The organism is Streptomyces mobaraensis, from assembly GCF_020099395.1.
Taxonomy (GTDB): Bacteria; Actinomycetota; Actinomycetes; order Streptomycetales; family Streptomycetaceae; genus Streptomyces.
Genome location: NZ_CP083590.1, coordinates 5,711,953 through 5,731,298, shown reverse-complemented (window position 1 = coordinate 5,731,298; position 19,346 = coordinate 5,711,953). Strand labels below are relative to the sequence as shown.

Annotated in this window: 15 protein-coding genes and 1 pseudogene; 7 read left to right on the top strand and 9 right to left on the bottom strand. The window is 72.8% G+C overall.

What is annotated here, in order from left to right; genetic code table 11:
- Positions 1–127 precede the first annotated feature (127 nt).
- From K7I03_RS25260 to K7I03_RS25250, 3 genes and pseudogenes are all read left to right on the top strand, one after another.
- A complete protein-coding gene (locus tag K7I03_RS25260) occupies positions 128–814 on the top strand; it encodes a maleylpyruvate isomerase family mycothiol-dependent enzyme (protein WP_185943710.1) in 687 nt (228 codons plus the stop codon).
- Positions 815–878: 64 nt separating this feature from the next.
- On the top strand, positions 879–1,535 hold the full coding sequence (locus K7I03_RS25255) for an MBL fold metallo-hydrolase (protein ID WP_185943709.1): 657 nt from the start codon (positions 879–881) through the stop codon (positions 1,533–1,535).
- A 232-nt stretch (positions 1,536–1,767) separates the two neighbouring features.
- A pseudogene (locus K7I03_RS25250) lies at positions 1,768–3,027 on the top strand (MFS transporter); the annotation flags it as partial.
- Positions 3,028–3,144: 117 nt separating this feature from the next.
- On the opposite strand, the gene K7I03_RS25245 reads toward K7I03_RS25250, so the two are convergent.
- The 4 genes from K7I03_RS25245 to uvrB all read right to left on the bottom strand — a co-directional run bounded on the left by K7I03_RS25245 (position 3,145) and on the right by uvrB (position 9,375).
- Complete coding sequence (locus tag K7I03_RS25245; RefSeq protein WP_185943708.1) at positions 3,145–4,143, bottom strand: TerC family protein; 999 nt, start codon at positions 4,141–4,143, stop codon at positions 3,145–3,147.
- Positions 4,144–4,327: 184 nt separating this feature from the next.
- On the bottom strand, positions 4,328–6,262 hold the full coding sequence (locus K7I03_RS25240) for a TerD family protein (RefSeq protein ID WP_185943707.1): 1,935 nt from the start codon (positions 6,260–6,262) through the stop codon (positions 4,328–4,330).
- Positions 6,263–6,384: 122 nt separating this feature from the next.
- A complete protein-coding gene (locus K7I03_RS25235; RefSeq protein ID WP_185943706.1) occupies positions 6,385–6,963 on the bottom strand; it encodes a TerD family protein in 579 nt (192 codons plus the stop codon).
- Between the two features lie 279 nt (positions 6,964–7,242).
- Positions 7,243–9,375 (bottom strand): excinuclease ABC subunit UvrB, encoded by a 2,133-nt coding sequence (uvrB, locus tag K7I03_RS25230; protein ID WP_185943705.1) that lies wholly within the window; start codon positions 9,373–9,375, stop codon positions 7,243–7,245.
- A 227-nt stretch (positions 9,376–9,602) separates the two neighbouring features.
- Between uvrB and K7I03_RS25225 the strand changes: the two genes are divergently transcribed.
- The 3 genes from K7I03_RS25225 to K7I03_RS25215 all read left to right on the top strand — a co-directional run bounded on the left by K7I03_RS25225 (position 9,603) and on the right by K7I03_RS25215 (position 12,477).
- The gene (locus K7I03_RS25225) at positions 9,603–10,565 is read left to right on the top strand and encodes a glycerophosphodiester phosphodiesterase (RefSeq protein ID WP_185943704.1); all 963 of its coding nucleotides are present in this window, start codon (positions 9,603–9,605) and stop codon (positions 10,563–10,565) included.
- A gap of 91 nt (positions 10,566–10,656) precedes the next feature.
- Positions 10,657–12,111 carry a WGR domain-containing protein gene (locus K7I03_RS25220; protein WP_185943703.1) on the top strand — a complete coding sequence of 485 codons (1,455 nt, stop codon included), beginning with the start codon at positions 10,657–10,659 and terminating at the stop codon, positions 12,109–12,111.
- Positions 12,112–12,195: 84 nt separating this feature from the next.
- Complete coding sequence (locus K7I03_RS25215; protein WP_185943702.1) at positions 12,196–12,477, top strand: DUF6343 family protein; 282 nt, start codon at positions 12,196–12,198, stop codon at positions 12,475–12,477.
- 254 nt (positions 12,478–12,731) lie between these two features.
- Here the strand turns inward: K7I03_RS25215 and K7I03_RS25210 are convergent, their stop codons facing one another.
- The 4 genes from K7I03_RS25210 to rpsA form a co-directional block, all read right to left on the bottom strand.
- Positions 12,732–13,100: a tetratricopeptide repeat protein gene (locus K7I03_RS25210; protein WP_185943701.1), complete on the bottom strand. Its 369-nt coding sequence runs from the start codon at positions 13,098–13,100 to the stop codon at positions 12,732–12,734.
- Positions 13,101–13,227: 127 nt separating this feature from the next.
- Complete coding sequence (gene coaE, locus K7I03_RS25205) at positions 13,228–13,842, bottom strand: dephospho-CoA kinase (protein WP_185943700.1); 615 nt, start codon at positions 13,840–13,842, stop codon at positions 13,228–13,230.
- Positions 13,843–13,867: 25 nt separating this feature from the next.
- Positions 13,868–14,812, bottom strand: a complete 945-nt coding sequence (locus K7I03_RS25200; protein WP_185943699.1) for a proteasome assembly chaperone family protein — start codon at positions 14,810–14,812, stop codon at positions 13,868–13,870.
- Between the two features lie 151 nt (positions 14,813–14,963).
- The gene (gene rpsA / locus K7I03_RS25195; RefSeq protein WP_185943698.1) at positions 14,964–16,469 is read right to left on the bottom strand and encodes a 30S ribosomal protein S1; all 1,506 of its coding nucleotides are present in this window, start codon (positions 16,467–16,469) and stop codon (positions 14,964–14,966) included.
- A 372-nt stretch (positions 16,470–16,841) separates the two neighbouring features.
- Between rpsA and K7I03_RS25190 the strand changes: the two genes are divergently transcribed.
- Positions 16,842–17,693: a class I SAM-dependent methyltransferase gene (locus tag K7I03_RS25190; protein WP_185943697.1), complete on the top strand. Its 852-nt coding sequence runs from the start codon at positions 16,842–16,844 to the stop codon at positions 17,691–17,693.
- An 86-nt stretch (positions 17,694–17,779) separates the two neighbouring features.
- On the opposite strand, the gene K7I03_RS25185 is transcribed toward K7I03_RS25190, so the two are convergent.
- The gene (locus K7I03_RS25185) at positions 17,780–19,315 is read right to left on the bottom strand and encodes an L-lactate permease (RefSeq protein WP_185943696.1); all 1,536 of its coding nucleotides are present in this window, start codon (positions 19,313–19,315) and stop codon (positions 17,780–17,782) included.
- Between the last annotated feature and the right edge of the window lie 31 nt (positions 19,316–19,346).

Genomic DNA, 19,346 nt, shown 5'->3' with positions numbered 1-19,346 from the left:
CCAGGGTACGAGAGCGCTGCGGCCATCTCTCCAGGATGCCGCACATCGAGCGTATAGCACGCACATTCGATTTACGGCCGGAGTCCATCTCCTTCACCCGAACGAGTGGCGGCGCTATCGTCGGGCCATGGCTGATCACGAGCACGACCTCGCCCTGGTCGGCGAGGCCACCGACCGGCTGCTGACCGCCGTGGCCAAGCTCCCGGAGTCCGCCCTCGCCGAGTCCTCCCGGCTCCCCGGCTGGACCCGCGGCCACGTCCTGGCCCACCTCTCGCGCAACGCCGACGCCCTGGTCAACGTGCTCGCCGGACGGCCGATGTACGCCGACGCGGCGGTCCGGGACGCCGACATCGAACGGGACGCCCCGCGCCCCCTCGCCACCCACCTCGCCGACCTGCGGGACAGCTCCCGGCGCTTCCTGGAAACGGCCGCCATCCCCGGCGACCTCTCCCGTACGGTCACCCTGCGCAACGGCATCACGGACCGCGCCTCCCGGGTCCCCTTCCGGCGGCTGATCGAGGTCGAGCTGCACCATGTGGACCTCGGGATCGGCTACGGGCTCGCGGACCTGCCCGCCGAGTTCACCGACCGGGAGATCGGCTTCCTGGCCCGGCGGTTCTCCGGGCACCCCGAGGTGCCGGCCCTGCTGCTCGCCGCGGAGGACGGACGGGAGTGGCGGACCGGCGGCACGGACGGCCCCCGGCTCCGCGTCTCCGGCCCGGCGCCCGCGCTGCTGGGCTGGCTCGCCGGCCGGAACGACGCCGCCGCCCTGGACACCGGCGGGAGCCCGGTCCCGGCACTGCCGCCGCTGTGACGCCGGTACGGCCGGGGGACCCGCCGCCCGGCCCGTTGTCGTACCCGGGAACTAGGCTGATCCCATGGCATACACGGGAGCGGTGAAGGTCGGCGGGCCCGCCGACGTACACGAGCTGACCGACCTGATGATCTCCAAGGTCGCGGTCGGTCCGATGCACAACAACGCCTATCTGCTGCGCTGCCGCGCGACGGACGAGCAGCTGCTGATCGACGCCGCCGCCGAGCCGCACACGCTGCTCAGCCTGATCGGCGACGGCGGGATCGCCTCGGTCGTCACCACCCACCGGCACGGGGACCACTGGGGCGCGCTGCGCGAGGTGGTGGACGCCACCGGCGCCCGCACCTACGCCGGGCGGTACGACGCGGAGGGCATCCCGGTGCCCACGGACGTGCCCGTCGAGGACGGTGACACGCTGCGGGTGGGCCGGGTGCCCCTCACCGCCGTCCACCTGGTCGGGCACACGCCGGGCAGCATCGCGCTGGTCTACGACGACCCGCACGGCCACCCGCACGTGTTCACCGGCGACTGCCTCTTCCCGGGCGGCGTCGGCAACACGCACGACGACCCCGCGGCGTTCGCCAGCCTGCTCGGCGATGTGGAGACCAAGCTCTTCGGGCGGCTTCCGGACGAGACCTGGGTCTACCCCGGGCACGGCGCGGACACCACCCTCGGCGCCGAGCGGCCGCACCTCGCGGAGTGGCGCGAGCGCGGCTGGTGAGACGGGTGTGACGGCAGCGCCGGGTTCTCCGGCGCCGTCGGCAGGGGCGCGCACCCGTCGCCAAGCGCCGGGGGCGCGCGTCCGCCGCAGGGTAACCGGAAGCGGAGGTTCCTTCGCGCCCCCGGAAACGCGTCCGCGCGCCCCGTGTCCCGTACCGGTACGGGAAGTTGGACGGTACATGCACCGTGACGGCTCCCCCACCGGCCCTGCCGGTCCCACCGGTCTTCCCGCCATGCTCCGCCTGGCGACCGCCTCCCTCGTCGGGACGGCCATCGAGTACTACGACTTCTTCGCCTACGGCACCGCGGCCGCGCTGGTGCTGGGCCCGCTCTTCTTCCCCACCGCCTCGCCCCTGATGGGCACCCTGGCGGCGTTCGGCACCTTCGGAGTGGGCTTCATCGCCCGCCCGCTGGGATCCGTGCTCTTCGGACACGTGGGCGACCGGTACGGCAGGCGTCCCGTCCTCGTCGTCTCCCTGCTGCTGACCGGCGTCGCCACCGTCGCCGTCGGGCTGGTGCCCCCGTACGCCGCGATCGGTGCCGCCGCCCCGCTGCTCCTCCTCGTGCTGCGCTTCCTCCAGGGGCTGGGCCTCGGCGGGGAGTGGGGCGGCGCCGTGCTGCTCACCACCGAGCACGCCCCCGCGCACCGCCGCGCCCTGTGGTCGTGCTTCCCCCAACTCGGCCCCCCGCTGGGCTTCCTGCTCGCCAACGGCATCACGCTCGGCCTCTCCCTCGGCCTCACCGACGCGCAGTTCCGCACCTGGGGCTGGCGGGTGCCCTTCTGGGCGGCGGGCGTGCTCGCGGTCGGCGGCATGCTGCTCCGCAGCCGGATCAGCGAGTCCCCCGAGTTCCGTGAACTCACCCCCGGGCAGCGGGCCCCACTGCCGATCGCCGAGGTGGTACGCGACCACTGGCGGCTCGTCCTGCTCTCCGCCGGCGGGCTGGCCATGGGCTACGCCGTCTACTACACGGTCACCACCTGGGCCCTCGCCTACGGCACCGAACGGCTCGGCGTGGACCGCACCGTCATGCTGGTCTGCGTCATGGTGGCGGTCGTCGCCTCGGGCGTCGCCACGCCGCCGCTCGCCCTGCTCGGCGACCGCGTCGGACGGCGCCCGCTGTGCCTGGCCGGCTGCGTGGCCGTCGTCCTGTGGATGTTCCCGATGGTCGCCCTGCTGCACACCGGGAACCCCGTGCTGATGACGGTGGGCTTCGTCGTGGCGATGCTGGCCTTCATGATCACGTTCGCCGTGGTCGGCGCGTATCTGCCGGAGCTCTACGCGTCCCGGGTGCGCTGCACGGGCGCCACCGTCGGCTACAACCTCGCGGGCATCCTGGGCGGCGCCGTCACACCGCTGGTCGCCACGGCCGTCACCCGGGGGGACCAGCCGCCCTGGGGCGTGGCCGTCTACCTGATCGCCGTCGCGCTGCTCAGCCTGGCCTGCTTCGCCCTGCTGCCGGAGACCCGGCCCGCGTCCACGGAGGCGCCGGACGCCGCGCCGACGCCCGCGGAGACGCCGGACGCCACACCGGGGAACACGCCGGCCACCGCCCCCCTGGCCGGGCTCCCCGGCCCGCGGAACGGCGCGGGCGCCTGGGAACGCGTCGGCTCAGACGTCCGCGTGGACGTCAGCGCCCTCCCGGTTCCCCTCGGCGGCGGCCCGCTCGGCCTTCGCGGAGGCGCGCAGGCTGGTGACGGTGGTGACGGCGAGCACCGCGCAGATGACGCCCAGCGAGACCGGAATGCTGATCTCCGGCACCGCCACCCCGCTCTCGTGGAGAGCGTGCAGCACCAGCTTGACGCCGATGAAGCCGAGGATGACCGACAGCCCGTACGAGAGGTGGACCAGCTTCCGCAGCAGGCCGCCTATCAGGAAGTACAGCTGGCGCAGGCCCATGAGGGCGAAGGCGTTGGCCGTGAAGACGATGTACGCGTCCTGGGTCAGACCGAAGATCGCCGGGATTGAGTCCAGGGCGAAGAGGACGTCCGTCGTGCCGATCGCCAGCATGACGATCAGCATCGGCGTCATCAGCCGCCGTCCCCCCTCCACGACGAAGAGCTTGGTGCCGTGGTACCGGTCCGTGGAGGGGAAGCGGCGTTCGACCGCCTTCAGGAAGCGGTTCTCCTCGAACTCCTCCTCCTCTTCCTCCGCCCGAGCCTCCTGGATGAGCTTCCAGGCGGTCCAGACGAGGAACGCCCCGAAGAGGTAGAAGACCCAGGAGAAGTTGGCGATGATCGCCGCGCCCGCGCCGATGAACACGGCCCGCAGGACGAGGGCTATGAGCACGCCGACCATCAGCACCCGCTGCTGGTAGGCGGCGGGCACCGCGAACTTGCCCATGATCAGGACGAAGACGAAGAGGTTGTCGACGCTCAGCGACTTCTCGGTGATGTAGCCGGCGAAGAACTCGCCCGCCGGCTGCCCGCCGCCCAGGAACAGCAGGCCCAGGCCGAACAGGCCGGCGAGGACGACCCAGACGACCGTCCAGGTGCCGGCCTCCTTGAGCGAGACCTCGTGCGGCTTCCGGCCGCCGATGAAGAAGTCGGCGGCGATCAGGGCGCACAGACCGGCAACGGTCAGCAGCCACAGCGTCAGGGAGACGTCCACGGGACCTCCGGCATCTCGTACGGCAACTTCCAGCGTCGTCGCTGCCGGAGGCTCCTTCCACTCGCCGGTTCACCCGGCACTTTCGTGCCGGTCGGCGCCGGGGTCGCCTCCGCACCACCAACAGTACAGGAAGCACCAAGAAAGAGTAAAGAGAATCCCAAGTGGCCGCCAAGGGCGGGTCCGGTCAGAGCCCGTAGGCCCGCCTCGCCTGCCCCACCTGCCACAGCACCTGCCGCACCACATCACTGCCGGCCGGGGCCAGCGACGGCTCGTACGTCCAGGCATGCCGCACCCACGGATCGGCGAGGTGGTCGTCGGGCACCGGCGTGATCCGCAGGAGCGAACGCCACAGCGGGTCGAGGACGGGGCCGAAGCCGCGAGAGTCCTCCCGGTCGGCCACCATCATCAGGTGCACGCCCACGGCGGGGCCCTCGTCCGCGAGGTAGCGGAGCTGGGTGACCGCGCGGTCGTCGAAGCCGTGCGGGAAATCGTTGACGATCAGCAGCTGCTCGGCCGTGTCCAGATCGGGCGGCAGCGCGTCGGCGGCTCCGCTGCGGACCGCCATCTGCACCAGGTCGACGCGCCGGGTCAGCTCGGTCAGGACGGCGGAGACCCCCTGGGCCCCGGCCGCCGGGGGACGCGCCAGCACCCCGTGCTCGACGAGCGGCGCCAGGGCGGCCGACGCCGAACCGGCCGGGTCGAGGACGTGCACGCCGAACTCCCCGACCGGGTGCACCGCCAGCAGCCGCGCGGCGTGCGCCACCGCGCAGTCCATGGCCAGCCGGCGCAGCTCGGCCGGATCGGCCATGTCCGTGCCCGAGCCGGTCGCCCGGCCGCAGTCGACCCACAGGCCACGCTGGAGCGGCAGCCGGACCAGCATGGGGATGCGCAGGCCGCGCCGCTCCGGCAGGTGCAGATCACCCAGCCGCAGCGCCATCGGCGTCTCCAGCGGCGCCTGGTAGGCGTGCCAGACGGGACTGTCCCACCGGGCGAGGGCCGGCGGCAGCGCGTGCTCGACGACCTCGGCCTCGGCGGTGAGCTGGGCGAGGTCGCGGTCGAGCACGGCGCGGGCCTGCTCCACCAGGCCGCCGTGCTTGGCGCGCGCCTCCTCGCGGGCCGCGTCGGCGGCCGGCCCGACCCGGGTGGCGGGGTCGGAGAGCACCCGGTCGAGCTCCTTCTCCAGCCGCGACTCGGCGAAGCCGACCGCGCTGCGGTACGCGGCGGTGCTCCGGGCCAGATCCTCGAACATGCCCCACACCTGGTTGTACAGGCGCTCCTCCATCGTCCAGCCGGCGGCGTCCCCGGCCACGGGCTCCGGCGGCGTCCCCGGCCGGGCGGCCGGGGTGGCGGGAGCGGGCTGCGGGGGCTCGGTGGCCCGGCGGCGCGGGTGCCGGTAGTCGACGGGACCGGCCGGCGACGGCGTCTCGGGCGCGGGGACGGCCTGCGGGGCGGCGGGCGGCGCCGCCTCCGGGACGGCCGGCTCGGCGGACCAGTCCACCGCCGGCCCGGCGTGCCGGCAGCCGCTCCCGGCGTGCTGCGCCGAGGGCTGCGACGCGGAGAGCACGGCCGCGCTCCCGGCCGCCTCCGCCTCGACGCCCGCGGCGAGCTCGGCGGCGCGGTCCACCCCGAGGTCGCGGAAGAGCTCGGCGAGGCCACCCGCGTAGCCCTGGCCGACGGCCCGGACCCGCCAGGCGCCCTGGCGGCGGTAGAGCTCCAGGGCCACCAGGGCGGTCTCGGCTTCCAGTTCGGTGACGGTGAAGCTGGCGATGTCGTCGCCGCCGGCCCCGGACAGGGCGACGAACGGCGCGGCCGTCGCCCCGAACCGCGCCGGGCCCCGGCCGCCGGACGGCAGGGCGAGCAGGACATGCACGCGGTGCACCGCGTCGGGCAGGGCGTCCAGTTCGACGGAGAGCCGCTGCGCCGCGGCGACGCCGGCCGGCACCTCCACGCCCGGCAGCCGCGGGGAGCCGGGCCGGGCGACCCGGCCGGCGTCCGGAACCCTGCCGTCCGCGCCGCCGAGCGCGGCCCCCACCACCACCGGATCCCCCGCCGAGACCCGGATCTCCAACCGGCTCTCGGTCAGCGGGTGGTTCTGCCCCCGTACCAGCTCGGCCGTCATCGCCCTGCTCCCCCTCCTCTGTGTCCTGTGCGCCGCAGAGGCCCGGTGGCGCCGCGCCACCGGGCCGTTCCGTACTGTCCGTGCTCCCGTGTCCGCCCCGTCGGACCCGCCCCGCCGGGGGGCTACAGGATGGTCGCGATCACCGGGTAGAGGTCGTGGATCGTCCGGCCGTTGGACGGGGTGCCGATGGCCGTCATCTGCCAGCCGCCGCCCACCCGGTGGACCTTCGCCATGATCTGCGCGGTGTATGGGCCGCCGCCGTCGAGCGTGTAGCGGGCCAGCTCCTGGCCGGTGTTGTCGTCCACCAGCCGGCAGTGGGCACTGGTGATCTCGGAGAAGGTCTGCCCGCTGAAGGAGTTCACCGCGAAGACGATCTGGTCGACGTGGACGGGCACCCGGTCGAGGTCGACCAGGATCGTCTCGTCGTCGCCGCCGGTGCCGGCGCCGCCGACCAGGTTGTCCCCGGTGTGCCGCACCGAACCGTCATGGCTCACCAGGTGGTTGAACCAGACGTCGTCGATGTGCTGGCCGTCGGCGAACATGCTCGCGGAGGCGTCGAGGTCGATCTCCGTGGTGCGCGACCTGAACAGTCCCCGGCGCGGGGCCGACTTCCAGCCCAGCCCCATCCGCACCGCGGTCAGGCTTCCCCCGCCGGCCTTCTGCAGGCTGATGCCCTGACCCTTGGACAAGTTGACTGTCACGCGCGGTCCCTTCTCATTCGTCGTTCGGTCACCGTCATACGACGTCGGACGGTGCATCCCCCGGAACGCCGCGCGCGTGCGCGGCGCATGGAACGACCCTATGCACTCCCGCTCCCGCCTGCTCCACCCAGGGCGGTTTGTGGCGGTCTTGCAACATCTCCGCCGGGCCTTTCCAGACAAAGGGGCGCCGGACAAAGGGGCCGGACCGGGAGCCGGACGAAGGAACCGCAACCTCCGCTCCGGCGGCCCCACCCGGGGGCCGCCGGGGCGGAAACACCGTCAGGCGACCCCCGCCTCCTTCATCTGCCGCAGCTCCTTCTTCAGCTCGCCGACCTCGTCGCGCAGCCGCGCGGCGACCTCGAACTGGAGCTCCGCCGCGGCGGCCCGCATGCGGTCCGTCATGTCCTCGATGAGCTGGGCGAGTTCCGCCGCCGGCCGGTCGGTCGCGACGGCCGCCTTCGCCTTGCCCTTCTTGCCGCCGCCCGCGGCCGTCGGGACGGGGGCCTTCCCCTTCTTCTCCCCGCCCTTGCCCTCCGCCGGCTTCCGGTAGCCCGTGCCCAGCAGCTCCTGGGTGTCGATCTCCTCGCGGACGATGGTGGCGACGATGTCACCGATCTTCTTCCGCAGCGGCTGCGGGTCGATGCCCCGCTCCTTGTTGTACGCGATCTGTTTGGCGCGGCGCCGGTTGGTCTCGTCGATGGCCTTCTCCATCGCCGGCGTGATCTTGTCGGCGTACATATGGACCTGGCCGGAGACGTTGCGCGCCGCGCGGCCAATAGTCTGGATCAGCGAGGTGCCGGAGCGCAGGAAGCCCTCCTTGTCGGCGTCGAGGATCGCCACCAGCGACACCTCGGGCAGGTCGAGGCCCTCGCGCAGCAGGTTGATGCCCACCAGCACGTCGTACTCGCCGGCCCGCAGCTCGCGCAGCAGCTCGACGCGGCGGAGGGTGTCGACGTCGCTGTGCAGGTAGCGCACCTGGATGCCAAGCTCCAGGAAGTAGTCCGTCAGGTCCTCGGCCATCTTCTTGGTGAGCGTGGTGACCAGGACCCGCTCGTCCTTCTCGGTGCGCTCGCGGATCTCGTGCACCAGGTCGTCGATCTGGCCCTCGGTCGGCTTGACGACGACCTCCGGGTCGACCAGCCCGGTGGGCCGGATGATCTGCTCGACGTAGCCGTCGGACTTCGCCAGCTCGTACTTCCCGGGCGTCGCCGACAGGTAGACGGTCTGCCCGATGCGCTCGGTGAACTCCTCCCACTTCAGCGGGCGGTTGTCCATGGCGGACGGCAGCCGGAAGCCGTGCTCGACCAGGGTGCGCTTGCGGGAGGCGTCGCCCTCGTACATGGCGCCGATCTGCGGCACGGTGACGTGCGACTCGTCGATGACGAGGAGGAAGTCGTCCGGGAAGAAGTCCAGCAGGGTGTTGGGCGGGGAGCCGGGCTCGCGGTCGTCCATGTGCAGCGAGTAGTTCTCGATGCCGGAGCAGGAGCCGATCTGGCGCATCATCTCGATGTCGTACGTGGTGCGCATGCGCAGCCGCTGGGCCTCCAGCAGCTTGCCCTGCTTCTCCATCCGCGCCAGCGTCTCCTCCAGCTCCGCCTCGATCCCGGCGATGGCCTTCTCCATCCGCTCGGGGCCGGCGACGTAGTGGCTGGCGGGGAAGACGTACAGCTCCTGGTCGTCCGAGATGACCTCGCCGGTCAGCGGGTGCAGCGTGGACAGCGCCTCGATCTCGTCGCCGAACATCTCGATGCGGACGGCCAGTTCCTCGTAGACCGGGAAGATCTCGATGGTGTCCCCGCGCACCCGGAAGGTGCCCCGGGTGAAGGCCAGGTCGTTGCGCGTGTACTGGATCTCCACGAAGCGGCGCAGCAGATCGTCCCGGTCGATCTCCTCACCGACCTTGAGCGGGACCATGCGGTCCACGTACTCCTGGGGCGTGCCCAGGCCGTAGATGCAGGACACCGAGGCCACCACGACCACGTCCCGCCGGGTGAGCAGCGAGTTGGTCGCGGAGTGCCGCAGCCGCTCCACCTCCTCGTTGATCGAGGAGTCCTTCTCGATGTAGGTGTCCGACTGGGGGACGTACGCCTCGGGCTGGTAGTAGTCGTAGTACGAGACGAAGTACTCGACCGCGTTGTTGGGCAGGAGCTCGCGGAACTCGTTGGCGAGCTGGGCCGCGAGCGTCTTGTTGGGCGCCATGACGAGCGTCGGCCGCTGGAGCTTCTCGATCATCCACGCCGTGGTCGCCGACTTGCCGGTACCGGTCGCGCCGAGCAGGACGACGTCCTTCTCGCCCGCGCGGATGCGCTTCTCCAGCTCGGCGATGGCAGCCGGCTGGTCACCGCTGGGCTGGTAGGGACTGACGACCTCGAAAGGCGCCACTTTGCGTTCGATCTGGGAAACGGGCCGCATGGGACCACCGTACGACCTGCCACTGACAATGGCCGGTGCGGCAGCCCTCACCTGCGGTTTTCCCAGGTGAACCGGAGGTGAGGATCCGACGGCCATCCGCTGCCCGGCCGTCCTTCCTGCTGCGCGGGGGCGGGGGTTTCCGGTACGACTGTCTTCGTACGCCGTCTCCGTACGCCATGGACCGGTCGCCACCGCGCCCGGCATCCCGGACGCCGCGAGGAGCCCCGATGCGCATCCGCCCCGCCTCCCCCGTGACCCGTACCCTCCTCGGCCTGGCCGTGACCGTCCCGGTCGCGCTGGGCCTCGTCACACCGGCCGCAGAGGCCGCGCCGGACTCCGCCGCCACGGCGCGCGCCCGGGTGCCGCTCACGATCGGGCACCGCGGGGTGCCGGTCCAGGCCCCCGAGAACACCCTGGCCTCCATCGACAGAGCCGCCCGGCTGGGCGTCGGCTGGGTCGAGAACGACGTCCAGCGCACCAAGGACGGCAAGCTGGTCGTCATCCACGACACCACCCTCACCCGGACCACCGACGTCAAGAAGCGCTTCCCCGACCGGGCGCCCTGGAAGGTCGGCGACTTCACGCTGGCCGAGATCCGCAAGCTGGACGCGGGCAGCTGGTTCGACCGCCGCTTCGCCGGCGAGCGCGTCCCCACCCTCGACGGCTACCTCCGGCGCGTCGACCACAACCGCCAGAAGCTGCTCCTGGAGGTCAAGGCGCCCGAGCTGTACCCGGGCATCGAGCGGCAGCTGGTGGCGGAGCTCCGCAGGACCGGCTGGCTCGACCGGCGGCACGTCGGCGGCCGGCTCGTCGTCCAGAGCTTCAACGCCGCCTCGCTCCGCACCTTCCACGGCCTGCGTCCGGACGTGAAGACCGGCTTCCTCGGCGCGCCGAAGCCTGCGGAGCTCCGCGACTACGCCAGGTTCGCCGACCAGATCAACCCCGACCACACCAAGATCGACGCGGCCTGGGTGCGGTCGGTGCACGGCGTCAAGGGCCCGCACGGCCGGCGGCTGGAGATCTCCGCGTGGACCGTGGACGACCCCCGGCGCGCGGTCGCCCTGGCCCGCCTCGGCGTGGACGCGATCATCACCAACGCCCCGCACGTGATCGCGGACGCGCTGGAGGAGGCCGCCGAGGACCCGGCCGGCCGCCCGCTCACCCTGGCGGACGTCCCCGACGCGGCCTGACCTGCGCGGACGGCCCGTTGTCAGTGGCACCCCCTAACGTTCCGGGCAGTGAAGGGCGGCCGTCCGGGGCCGCCGGGGAAGGGGGCCTGCCATGTCCGTCACACCGTCCGCGTCCGGCGCGTCCGAGCGCACCTACCTGGAGCTCTCGCAGGAGGGCGCCGGCGCGCACAAGTTCTACGAGGTGACGGTGGACGGCACGACCGTCACCGTCCGCTACGGCCGGATCGGTGCGGCGGGCCAGGTGCAGACCTCGTCCTTCGCCACCGAGGACAAGGCCCGGGCCGCCGCCGCGAAGAAGGTCGGGGAGAAGGTCCGCAAGGGCTACGCGCCGGCCGTGCCGGGCGGCCGGGCCGCCCGATCGGTGACGCGCCGTCAGGTCTCCTCGGCGCCCTCGACCGCCCGCGCGGTCGCCCCGGTGCTGTGGCGCTTCCGCACGGGCGCCGCGGCCTTCGGCATCCACGTCGACGAGGACCGCTGCTGGGTCGGCAACCAGGCCGGCGACGTCTTCACCCTCGGCCACGGTGGCGAGGTCCTCGCCCGCTACAAGCTGCCGGACGGCGTCAAGTGCCTGGTCGCGGACGACTTCTGGATCTACGCCGGGTGCGACGACGGCACCGTCTACGACCTGTCGTCCAAGCTGCCCTTCGCGGCCTACGAGGTCACGCCCTCCGTCGACATCTTCTGGCTGGACATCCACGAGGGCGTGCTCAACGTGGCCGACCGGGACGGCGGTCTGACCGTCATCGACCACGAGGACGAGCACCAGTGGTCGCGCCGGAGCGACGGCAACCACGCGTGGATGGTCCGCCGGGACGCGCACGCCGTCTACCACGGCCACTCCGAAGGCGTGACCGCCTACGCCCCCGACGGCGGCGGCCGGCTCTGGCACAGCCCGACCGACGGAGCGGTCCTCTTCGGCTGGCAGGAGGACCGCTCCGTCTACGCCGGCACCGCCCGGCGCAGCGTGCAGCGGCTGTCGAAGACGACGGGCCGCGTCGAGGCGACCTACCGCTGCGACGCGGTCGTGTACTCCTGCGCCACCGCCCCCGGCGGCCGCTACGTCTTCGCCGGTGACAACTCCTCGTCCGTCTACTGCTTCGACGCCGACGGCACCCGGCTGTGGAAGCTCGGCACCGGCAGCGGCTCGGCGCTGTCCATGCAGTACCTGGACGAGCGGCTGTACATGGTCACCTCCGACGGCTCGCTGGTGTGCGTGGACGCCTCGGACGCCGCGATCACCGCCGCCCGCTCGGGCACCGTCCCGGTGCCGCGCGACATCAAGTCGGCCGCCGCCCTGCCCACGTACACCCCGGCGACCACGGTGGCCACCGTCGAGGCCGTCCCGGCGTCGGGCGTCGTGGTCGAGTGCGTCCAGGAGGGGGGACGACTCCGCGTGCACGTGGTGTCCGAGGGCTACGAGCCCGCCTGGAACGTCCAGTTCCCGCGCCACATCCGCCGGGCGGGCGCCCGCTACGTCGTCGACGCGCTGGCACCGGCCTCCGGAGGCTTCTACCGCGTCCGGGGCGAGATACGGCAGCTGGTCTGACCCGGCGCCGTTACGGGGGTGGCGTACGGTCCGGGTTCCGTCCACCCGGCGGCGGGTGGATCCTGGGAGGGGGAGATGGTGCCCATGCGTACGGGAAACGAGCCCCTCACGGCCCGCAGCCCGCTGCGGCTGCGCTGCGGACTGGCCGTCCTCGGCCTGGTGTTCTCCGGCGCGGGAGCCGCGCTGTTCGCCCTCACCGGCCATCCCGGCTGGGCGGCGGCCTTCGCGGCCCTGGCCCTGGTGACCATCGCGGACCTGTCGGTGGTCATCCACCACATCCGCGAGGGCGCGCATTACCAGCCGGGCCGTGACGTACCGCCCTACGAACCGCTCCGGGACGACAGGCCGCCGGACCCACGGCCCTGACCACGCTGCCGGCCCCCGCCGCACCGGGACGGCCGACCACGCCCTCCACCGGACCGCCGGGCGGCCGGGGCCTGCCCGCCGGCCGAGCGCCCCGCCCAAGCCCCGGCCCCACGGCCGTAACCGGCCCACGGGCCGGCGCCGGCGGCGGAGGCGCGCGATCAGGGGTGCACGGCCCCGGAGCCGCCGGAACACCACGGCTCGCGCCGGGGCCGGTGGGGCGTGCCGGCCCCGCCGCGCCGGGCGCCCTCAGATCCTCAGCCCTTGTCGTCGAAGCGGGCCGCCGCCACGAAGTCCGGCCGGGGGTCGAGCGCCGCGGCCAGCCGGAAGTGCCGTACGGCCTCCTCGGGCCGGCCGGAGCGGACGAGCGTCCGGCCGAGGGCGAAGTGGGCGAAGGCGTTGTCCGGTTCGCGTTCCAGCACGTGCTGGAACTCGCGCTCGGCCGGGCGGAGCCGGGCGGCGGCGAAGTAGGCGCGCGCCCGCAGCAGGCGGGCCGCGGTGTTCTCCGGATGGGAGGCGATGACCGAGTCCAGCAGCTTGACCGCGCCGCGCGGATCGCGGGCGTCCAGCAGCCGCTCGGCGGAGCGGAAGTCGATGACGTGGGTCTCGGGTGTCGGCTCGGCCACGGGCACGGTCCCTTCCCTGTGGATCCCTGGCGTTCCATGCAGGTCACCCCGAAGGATGCGGCCCGCACAACGCCGGGACGTCAAGCCCTATTCCCAGCCGTGCCCCGAAGGTCGCCCCACGCGGCTCCTAGGAGATCCCCCGGCCCTCCGCCGCCCGCGCGCACAGCCCGGCCCACACCTCGTCCACCCGGGCCTCCAGCTCGGCCACCGGACCGTCGTTGGCGATCACGATGTCGGCCGCCGCGAGCCGCTGTTCACGCGTGGCCTGGGCGGCCATCCGGGCCCTGGCCTCCTCCGGCGCCATGCCCCGGAGCCGCACCAGCCGGTCCAGCCGCGTGTCCTCCCGGGCGTCGACCACCACGACCAGGTCGTACAGCGGGGCCAGGCCGTTCTCGACCAGGAGCGGCACATCGTGCACGACGACCGCGTCCGGCGCCGCCGCGGCCTCCAGCTCGGCCGACCGGGCCCGCACCAGCGGATGGACGATGGCGTTCAGCGCGGCCAGCCGCCCGGCGTCGGCGAAGACGACCGCACCGAGGCGGGGGCGGTCCAGGGAACCGTCCGGAGTCAGCACCTCCGGCCCGAACTCCGCGACGACCGCGGCCAGTCCGGCCGTCCCCGGCTCCACCACCTCCCGCGCGATCCGGTCCGAGTCGACGATCACCGCTCCGTGCGCGGCCAGCCGGCGCGACACCTCGCTCTTGCCCGCGCCGATACCGCCCGTGAGACCCACCTTCAGCATGGGCCCCACGCTATCGGCCGCCGGTTCACCGGCCGCCCTCGCCCTCCCGGTCGGCGAGGAACCGCTCGAACTCCGCGCCGAGTTCGTCCGCGGACGGCAGTTCCAGGGGCTCGGCGACGAGGTTCCCGCGTGTCTCCGCGCCGGCCATCGCGTCGTACTGGTGCTCCAGCCCGCGGACGAGCGCCACCAGCTCCTCGTCCCCCTCGGCGACCTGCCGCTCGATCTCCTCCTGGGTGCGCAGCGCCTGACTGCGCAGCGCGTGCGCGGCGTTGGGCAGCACCAGGCCGGTGGCCGAGGTGATCGCCTCCAGGACGACCAGCGCGGCGTCCGGGTAGGGCGAGCGGGCGACGTAGTGCGGGACGTGGGCGGCGATGCCGAGGACGTCGTGGCCCGCCTCCGTCAGCCGGTACTCGAGGAGCGCCTCGGCGCTGCCGGGCACCTGCGCCTCGTCGAAGTGGCCGCGGTGGCCCGGTACCAGCTCCGCGCGGTTGCCGTGCGGGGTGATGCCGACGGGGCGGGTGTGCGGCACACCCATCGGGATGCCGTGGAAGTTGACCGAAAGGCGTACGTTCAGCCGTTCCACCAACTCCCGTACGGCGGCGGCGAACCGCTCCCACTCGACGTCCGGTTCCGGCCCGGACAGCAGGAGGAACGGCGCGCCGGTGGCGTCCTGGACCAGCCGCAGCTCGATCTTCGGCGTCTCGTAGGCGCTCCAGCGGTCCCGCTGGAAGGTCAGCAGCGGGCGGCGCGCCCGGTAGTCGATGAGCCGGTCGTGGTCGAAGCGGGCCACGACCTGGTTCGGCAGCTGGTCGAGCAGCCGCTCGACGATCTGCTCACCGGTCGCTCCAGCGTCGATGTAGCCCTCGAAGTGGTAGAGCATGACCAGGCCGGCGGTTTCCTGAGCCAGGGCCAGGTCGGCCACGGCGAGCCCCTTGGGCTCCCATTCGTACAAACCCTGCGGATCCAACACGGTGACCGTTCCTCCTCATGTTCCTTGGGAGGGAACGCTCTTGGTCGCCCCGGCCATTCCCCGCACGGCCCCCGAACACGCGTGAGGCCCGCTCCCCCGAAGGGGAACGGGCCTCACGTCAGCCTGCGGTCAGCCGCGGCCGGTCAGAGCCTCAGCTCTGGCCGCCGGCGAGCTTCTCGCGGAGGGCGGCCAGCGCCTCGTCCGACGCCAGGGCGCCGGAGGTGTCGGCCGACTCCGAGGAGTACGAACCGCCGGAGACGTTGCCGGCACCGGAGGCGGCGGCCGGAGCGGCAGCACCCTCGGCAGCGGCCTGCTCGTCGGCCTCGCGGGACTTGATGACCTGCGCCTGGTGCTGCTCGAAGCGCTGCTGCGCCTCGGCGTACTGGCGCTCCCACTCCTCGCGCTGCTTCTCGTAACCCGGCAGCCAGTCGTTGGCCTCGGGGTCGAAGCCCTCGGGGTAGATGTAGTTGCCCTGGTCGTCGTAGGACGCGGCCATGCCGTACAGGGTCGGGTCGAACTCGACCACGGACGGGTCGGCACCGAAGGACTCGTTGGCCTGCTTCAGCGAGAGGCTGATGCGGCGGCGCTCGAGGTCGATGTCGATGACCTTGACGAAGATCTCGTCGTTGACCTGGACGACCTGCTCCGGGATCTCCACGTGGCGCTCGGCCAGCTCGGAGATGTGGACCAGGCCCTCGATGCCCTCGTCGACGCGCACGAACGCACCGAACGGAACGAGCTTGGTGACCTTACCCGGGACGACCTGACCGATCTGGTGGGTCCGGGCGAACTGCTGCCACGGGTCTTCCTGGGTCGCCTTGAGCGACAGGGAGACGCGCTCGCGGTCCATGTCGACGTCCAGGACCTCGACCGTGACCTCCTGGCCGACCTCGACGACCTCGGACGGGTGGTCGATGTGCTTCCAGGACAGCTCGGAGACGTGGACGAGACCGTCGACGCCGCCCAGGTCCACGAAGGCACCGAAGTTGACGATGGAGGAGACGACGCCGGAGCGCACCTGACCCTTCTGGAGGGTGGTGAGGAAGGTCTGGCGGACCTCGCTCTGGGTCTGCTCCAGCCAGGCGCGGCGGGACAGGACCACGTTGTTGCGGTTCTTGTCCAGCTCGATGATCTTCGCCTCGAGCTCCTTGCCCACGTAGGGCTGGAGGTCGCGGACGCGACGCATCTCGACCAGGGAGGCCGGGAGGAAGCCGCGGAGGCCGATGTCGAGGATGAGACCACCCTTGACGACCTCGATGACGGTACCGGTGACGATCCCGTCCTCTTCCTTGATCTTCTCGATGGTGCCCCAGGCACGCTCGTACTGGGCGCGCTTCTTCGAGAGGATCAGGCGGCCTTCCTTGTCCTCCTTCTGGAGAACGAGGGCCTCGACCTGGTCACCGACGCTGACGACCTCATTCGGGTCGACGTCGTGCTTGATCGAGAGCTCGCGGGAAGGGATGACGCCTTCGGTCTTGTAACCGATGTCGAGCAGGACCTCGTCCCGGTCGACCTTCACGATGACGCCGTCGACGATGTCGCCGTCGTTGAAGTACTTGATCGTCTCGTCGATCGCGGCGAGGAAGGCTTCCTCGTTACCGATGTCGTTGACCGCAACCTGCGGGGTGGTGGCGGTGGTCTCGGTGCTGCTCGTCATGTGGGAAAGGGCTCCGGTACGGACATTGAGTCGTAGGTACTGCTACGCCATGAGCCCGTATATCGCACCGCCGAAGCCGGACAGCTTAGAAGCGCACTCTCCGGATGACTCCGGAAGCGCCTCGACAACCGAGGGGACATACAACAAGTACGAAAGCGGCCTGCTCGGTCCGAGGCGCGCAGGCTCGCAGCGCAACTTGTAGCATACGGGGGCAGCCGGACACGGTCAATGCGCGAAGGCGCACACCAGGGACAAAATGCCCCGAATCCGGCACAACTCACCTTGTGGGAGCCGTTCGAGACCTCCCAGCGGCCGAATACCTTACCCGCAAGCCCCCCTCACCCCCATCACCCCGGGATCGCGACCACCCAGATGACGCCAGACACGTACGAGCCGCGGCAGGACGTCCAGGACCCCCAGGGGCCCGGGGCAGGCGAACCGGAGGCGACCAGGCGAAACGCCGGCGAGACCGAGAGCAGCCGGGCCAGCCGGGGCTGGTGGGACGGCAACGCGGACGAGTACCAGCGGGAGCACGGGGCCTTCCTCGGCGACGACCGTTTCGTCTGGGGCCCGGAAGGGCTCGACGAGGCGGACGCCGGCCTGCTCGGCCCGGCCGCCGGCCTGGCCGGACGGGACGTCCTGGAGATCGGCGCCGGGGCCGCCCAGTGCTCGCGCTGGCTCGCCGCCCAGGGGGCCCGGCCGGTGGCGCTGGACCTCTCGCACCGCCAGCTCCAGCACGCGCTGCGGATCGGCGGGGGCGTCCCCCTGGTGGAGGCGGACGCCGGCGCGCTGCCCTTCGCGGACGGCTCCTTCGACCTGGCGTGTTCGGCCTACGGCGCGGTGCCGTTCGTGGCCGATCCGGTGCGGGTGATGCGCGAGGTGCGCCGGGTGCTGCGGCCCGGCGGCCGGTGGGTCTTCTCCGTCACCCACCCGATCCGCTGGGCCTTCCCGGACGAGCCGGGCCCCGAGGGCCTGTCCGTCGCGGCCTCCTACTTCGACCGCACCCCTTATGTGGAGCAGGACGAGACGGGACGTGCCGTCTACGTGGAGCACCACCGGACCCTCGGCGACCGGGTGCGGGACGTGGTGGCGGCCGGGTTCCGGCTGGTCGACCTCGTCGAGCCGGAATGGCCGGATTGGAACACGCAGGAGTGGGGCGGCTGGTCCCCGCTGCGCGGGCATCTGATCCCGGGCACGGCGATCTTCGTCTGCGAACGGGACTGAGAGCCCTTCGCCCGCGAGCGGGACTGAGGCCCCTCGTCCGCGAACGGGACCGGGGCCGCACCGCCCCTACGCCGCCCGGCCGCGGATCAGCCCCACAGGACGCCGATCACCCCGGTCGTCAGGAACACCAGCGCGTGCACGCCCAGCACCGTGCGCAGCACCCAGCGCGTGTCCACTGGCGTGTCGGCGGCCGTCTCCGTGACCGCCGGGGCCGCGGTCAGCTGCCGGGTGGCGGTCCCGCCGGTCCCCGGCGCGTCGGCCGGGACGGGCTCGGTCCGGGGGCGTACGGAAGCGGGGCCGGGCGCGTTCTCCGCCAGCTGCGCCGCCAGGGCGACGCGTGCGGCGGCGGCGCCGGAGGCCAGCGCGGCGCTGACGTTCTGGACGGCGACGAGGTGGGCCGCGGAGTGGCCGAGCGCCCGGGCGGTCTCGGCCTGACCCGCGGCGAACATCGCGTTCGCCCCGGTGTTGGAACCGGCCAGGAACCCGCCGACCGCGCCGATCCAGGGCGCGAGGAAGAGGTACGAGGAGCCGAGCGAGGCACACGCCCCGGCGATCTCCCGGCTCATGCCGGTCACGGTGAGCAGGGTACCCAGGGCGAGGAAGACGACGGTCGTCAGGGCCACCTGCCACCAGCGGCCGAAGGCGGCGCGGGCGGCCCCGCCGAGCACCGGCTCGGAGGCGCCCAGCAGACGCGGGGCGAGGACGGCGGTCAGCGGCAGCCAGCCGGCGGGACCGGCGACGACCGTCCACCAGCCCTCCGTGACCCCGGCCGCCTCCAGCGCCGCGCGGCTCAGCAGCAGGCCGGCGACCAGGAACCCGTACGGGGACAGGGCGCGGCCGACGGGCTCGCCGCCCCCGCCGTTCCGCTCCCGCAGCCGGGAGACGAGCAGCAGGACGGCCATCGTGACGAGCCCGCCCAGTACGCCGGCCGGGGGCACGCCGACGTAGGTGTCGACGGCCCAGACGGTGGCCCAGAGCGCGGTCACGGCGATGGCGAGGTCGCCGGCGGAGGCCAGGGCGCGGCGGGCGCCGAGGCCGACGGTCAGGGCGGCGGCGCCGCAGATGAGGAAGACGGGCGCGGACAGCAGGGCGGAGTCGACGCCGAGCCGCTGGAATCCGACGTCGCCGAGTTCGGCCGCGACCAGGCTGCCCGGCGCCAGCGAGCCCCAGGGGACGGTCACCAGCCCGAGCAGGCCGGCCGCGGCGGCGCGCGCCGGGGGCAGGCCGAGCCGGCGCAGCAGCGGGATGGCGACGATCACGCCGATGCCGAATCCGGTCAGCGACTCGGCGAACGGAGTGACTCCCAGCGTCACCAGGAGCACCGCGCGCCCCGGTGAGCTGCAAGCGCTGCCGAGTCGCTCCCCCATGCGCGCCTGGGCGCCGGTGCGGGTCATCAGTTCGCTGAGCAGGATGCCGCCGAAGAGGATCGCCGCGAGTTCGACGACGGTGGGCAGCATGCGCAGGTGGGCGTCGCCGAGGTCGTCCAGGGGCGTGCGGAAGGCCGTGGCGGTGAGGACCAGCGCGGTCGTCAGGGCCGCCAGCGCGGCGTACAGCGCGCGCACGCCCAGGGCGAGGAGCACCAGGGTGACGAGGACGGGCAGGGTGGCGAGAGCGGCGTTCACAGGTGACCTCTGCGGCCCGGTTGCCACCGGA